Source organism: Mesorhizobium sp. M0701, from assembly GCF_040320365.1.
GTDB lineage: Bacteria > Pseudomonadota > Alphaproteobacteria > Rhizobiales > Rhizobiaceae > Mesorhizobium.
In genome coordinates, this window is the sequence record NZ_JAMYPO010000096.1 from 1 (window position 1) to 4,720 (window position 4,720).

Consider the following 4,720-nt stretch of genomic DNA (forward strand, 5'->3'; position numbering starts at 1 on the left):
ATTGCGACCGGCCGAAGGAGAGCGGCAGGCGCCGGGTGCCACGCCTTGGGCCCTTGAAGGGGTGAGGCGGCCCCCGCGGCAAGTGGCTCCGCTGAATATTAAGCTTTTGGTAACCCTCCAAACTCGAAGGCTAAATGGTAATGGCTCCTTTTGCTCTCAATAGGTGTTAGGCCCGATATCGAGGCGAGCAAGAGGAGAAAGGACCAAAATGGCCAACGTACTGAACGCCAAGGGTGTTCCACTCCCCTACAGCGGATCCTCCGTAAAGTGGTATTCGGCGACGAATTCCGGCCCGACACTTTATGGCAGCATCTACAACGACTCAATGTACGCCGACGGTAGCGTCACCGTGACGATGTACGGCGGCAAGGGCGATGACATCTATTATCTGTATTCCTCCAAAAACAAAGCGGTCGAGCTGCCCAACGAGGGTGTCGACACCATATCGACTTGGATGAGCTACAAACTCCCAGCGAATTTCGAAAACCTGACGGTCACCGGCGACAAACACTATGCTTTCGGAAACGAGCTAAACAACATCGTTGCCGGCGGCTCCGGCCAACAGACGCTCGACGGCTTGCAGGGCGATGACGTTCTCAAGGGCGGATCCGGGGCGGACATTTTCGTCGTGACCCCCGGCAACGGCAGTGACCTGATCCTCGATTTTGGCGTCGATGATACCGTGCGTGTCGGGAGTTACGGCTTCACCTCCTTCGAGGACGTGCACGCCAACATGGTTCAGTCGGGAGCGAACGTCCGACTTAATCTGTCCAATGACGAATTTCTCGTTTTCGCCAACAAGACCGTCGACCAGTTCACCCCAGGCCAGTTCGATCTGGCCCTGGACAGGTCGCATCTGGAACTCACCTTCTCGGACGAGTTCAACACGCTCAACCTGTGGAATGGCTCGAGCGGCACCTGGGACTCGAACTTCTGGTGGGGTGCCGCGAACGGCAGCTCGCTCACGAGCAACAAGGAGCTTCAATGGTATATCGACACCAACTACGCCCCGACGAGTTCGGTCAACCCGTTCAGTGTTCAGGACGGTGTTCTCACGATTACCGCCGCCCAGGCTCCCGCGGCAATCCAGCCCTACATAAACGATTACAAATACACGTCAGGTTTGCTGACGACCTATGAGTCCTTCGCACAAACCTACGGCTATTTCGAAATTCGGGCTGACATGCCCGCAAAGCAAGGTGTATGGCCGGCCTTCTGGCTTCTCCCGGCTGACGGCTCCTGGCCACCGGAACTGGACGTCGTGGAAATGCTCGGTCAGGATCCAAACAAGCTCATTATGACAAGCCACTCCAACGAGACGGGAACGCATACGACAGTGTCCTCGACGGCCTATGCCGCGGATACCGAAGGGTTCCACAATTACGGAGTGCTGTGGACAGAAGACGAACTCGTCTGGTATTTCGATGACGTCGAAGTTGCTCGCGCCGCAACGCCTTCCGATATGCATGACCCCATGTATATGCTGGTCGATCTGGCGGTTGGTGGCCTCGCGGGAGCGCCCGCCGACGGGCTTGCGACACCTGCGGAAATGCAGATCGACTACATCCACGCGTACGCGCTGAACGATTGGCATATCTAGGCGCAACACCTGACGGTGGCTGCGGTATGGAGACGTCGTAGCCGAGCCTGATTGCGGGCACGGTCCTTGCGCCCGGGACTGAACTTGAACCGATGTGAAGGCGATGTCGCATTCCCATTCGTCCGAGCCGCCACGAACAACCCTCGCTGCGGTTTTGGCTTCTTTCCGCCGCGCGTTCGCTGGAATTGCCCTGATGAGCGGCGTCGTCAATGTTCTGGCGCTGACCGGCTCGTTCTTCATGCTGCAGGTCTATGATCGGGTCGTACCCGGCCGCAGTGTGCCGACGCTTGTCGGGCTTGCCGTATTTGCCGGCATGCTGTTCATTTTCCAAGGCGTTCTTGAGCTTATCCGGTCGCGGTTGCTTGTGCGCATCGGGATGGCTTTGGATGCGCGATTGAGCGGGCAAGTCTATACCGCCCTTATGCGTTTGCCGTTGCGCACCAAGCTCCTAGGCGACGGCCTTCAGTCGTTGCGGGATCTTGACCAGGTGCGTTCGTTTCTGTCGAGCACTGGTCCGACTGCGCTTTTCGACCTGCCCTGGATGCCGCTGTATCTGGCAATATGCTTCCTGTTCCATCTCTGGATCGGCATGACGGCGCTGGCAGGCGCCATCATTCTCTCGAGCCTGACTGTGCTTGCCGAAGTTCGCACCAGGGAGCCTGCGAAGAGGGCAAACAGCCAGGCGGCAGCGCGCAATACGCTTGCTGAGGCGACGCGTCGCAATGCAGAGGCTCTGCAGGCGATGGGCTTTGGCGCGCGCATCGCCGAGCGCTGGTCAAGCGTCAACGCCGACTTTCTCAACACCAACGCAAGAGCCAGCGACCTGGCTGGGACGCTCGGCACGATCTCGAAGATCCTGCGCATGATGCTGCAGTCGGGTATACTGGCGATCGGCGCCTATCTGGTCATTCATCAAGAAGCGACAGCCGGTATTATGATCGCCAGTTCGATTATGATGAGCCGGGCGCTCGCACCGGTCGAACTGGCTATCGCCCACTGGAAGGGTTTCGTCAGTGCTCGCCAGGCATGGACCCGGCTGAGCCAGCTTTTGGCCCTGCTTCCTGAAACTGCCACGAGTGTCTCGCTGTCTGCACCTGTATCTTCTCTTGCGGTAGAAAGCATCTGCGTCACGCCACCCGGCGAGCGTCGTGTGGTTGTGCAGGATGTCGGGTTCGCGCTAGAAACGGGCGCCGGCCTTGGCATCGTCGGACCGAGCGCGTCTGGAAAATCATCGCTTGTCCGAGCAATAGCCGGGATATGGCTTCCAGCCCGCGGGACCGTCAGGCTGGACGGAGCAACGCTCGACCAGTGGTCGCCGCAAGAGCTGGGCAACCATGTCGGCTATCTGCCGCAGGATGTGCAACTGTTTGATGGCACCATTGCCGAGAACATCGCACGCTTCGAACCTCAAGCCTCTTCGGACAAGATACTGGCGGCTGCGCGCGCGGCCGGCGTTCATGACCTTGTCGTCCATCTGCCGGAAGGCTACGAAACGCGGATCGGCGAGGCCGGATCGGCGCTTTCGGCGGGCCAGCGACAGCGGGTTGCGCTCGCACGGGCCCTTTATGGCGATCCGTTCCTGGTTATCTTGGACGAGCCCAATTCCAACCTCGATTCCGAAGGGGAGGCCGCGCTGGCGGCGGCAATTGAGGGCGTGCGGGCGCGAGGCGGCATTGCTGTCGTGGTCGCCCATCGGCCGAGCGCCCTAGCAAGCCTGGATCAGGTACTCGTCATGGCCAACGGCCGTGTCCAGGCGTTTGGCCCCAAGAATGAGGTCTTGAGCAAGGTAACCCGTTCGGGCGGCGTTCCCCTGAAGGTCGTCTCCGGCCCTGAGGAGGCGACACACTGATGACCCAACACGCGGCATCGGCGATCGACCGGACCATCCGACGCTATCTGTTCGGCGGTGTCGCGGTCTGCATGCTCCTGGTTGGTGGGGCCGGAAGCCTGGCCGCGGTCACGGAGCTTTCCGGAGCCGTCATTGCTTCGGGAAGGCTGGTCGTCGATTCCAGCGTTAAAAAGGTGCAGCATCCAACGGGTGGCGTGGTCGGTCAGATCCTCGTGCGAGAAGGCGACGCCGTGAAGGCGGGCCAGGTTTTGATCCGTCTCGATGAAACCGTGACCCGGGCCGATTTAGCCATGGTCACCAAGAGCCTGGACGAATTCGAGGCCCGTCTGGCCCGCCTCGAAGCCGAGCGCGATGGCACTGACACCATCGCCTTCCCATCTTCGCTGACGTCGCGGCAGGACGATCCTGAGATCCGGCGTGCGCTGGCCGGCGAGCTGTCCCTGTTCGAATTTCGTCGCCAGGCACGCGCTGGCCAGAAGGCTCAGTTGAGAGAGCGCATTGCTCAGCTCACCGAAGAAGTCGCCGGCTTGAGCGAGCAAAGGGATGCTAAAAGCCAGGAAATTAAATTGATCGGGCTTGAGCTCGACGGAATGCGCAGACTCTGGGAACGCAAGCTGGTTTCAATCGATCGCATAACGACGCTTGAGCGTGATGCAGTCCGGCTTGAAGCCGAGCATGGGAAGCTGACTGCGTCCATGGCGCAATCGAAGGGTCATACATCCGAAATCCGCTTGCAGATCATTCAGATCGACCAGGATTTGCGCAGCGAGGTGGCAACCGAGCTTCGTGACGTCCAGGCAAAGCTCTCGGAGTTGGTCGAGCAAAAGGTCTCGGCCGAGGATCAGCTCAAGCGTATTGATATACGCAGCCCACAGACTGGCGTCGTCCATCAGCTCGGCGTTCATACGGTCGGTGGCGTCATATCTGCGGGAGAGCTCATCATGCAGATTGTCCCTGTGACAGACGATCTGACCGTCGAAGCACGTGTGGCTCCGCAGGACATCGATCAGCTGATGCCAAGACAGAGCGCAACCTTGCGACTTTCGGCCTTCAACCAGCGGACAACGCCAGAGCTAAATGGTGTAGTCAGTGAAATCTCCCCCGATCTCAGCATCGATGAGCGAAGCGGCACCAGCTTCTATACTGTGCGTGTCAGCCTGCCACGTGCAGAGCTTGCGAGGCTGAAGGGCCTGACCTTGTCGCCCGGTATGCCTGTCGAGGTGTTCTTCTCGACCGGCAGCCGCACAATGCTGTCTTACCTCGTAAAACCT

The 4,720-nt window shown here is 59.6% G+C and carries 3 protein-coding genes; all 3 read left to right on the plus strand.

Annotated elements, in window-relative coordinates; all coding sequences use genetic code 11:
- Nucleotides 1–208: 208 nt before the first annotated feature.
- A complete protein-coding gene (gene eglC, locus NKI24_RS35505; RefSeq protein ID WP_352750799.1) occupies nucleotides 209–1,600 on the plus strand; it encodes an endo-1,3-1,4-beta-glycanase EglC in 1,392 nt (463 codons plus the stop codon).
- Nucleotides 1,601–1,703: 103 nt separating this feature from the next.
- On the plus strand, nucleotides 1,704–3,449 hold the full coding sequence (locus tag NKI24_RS35510; RefSeq protein WP_352750802.1) for a type I secretion system permease/ATPase: 1,746 nt from the start codon (nucleotides 1,704–1,706) through the stop codon (nucleotides 3,447–3,449).
- Nucleotides 3,449–4,720 (plus strand): HlyD family type I secretion periplasmic adaptor subunit (locus NKI24_RS35515; RefSeq protein ID WP_352750805.1); only part of this gene is annotated, 1,272 nt, incomplete at its 3' end. The genes NKI24_RS35510 and NKI24_RS35515, both read left to right, overlap by 1 nt.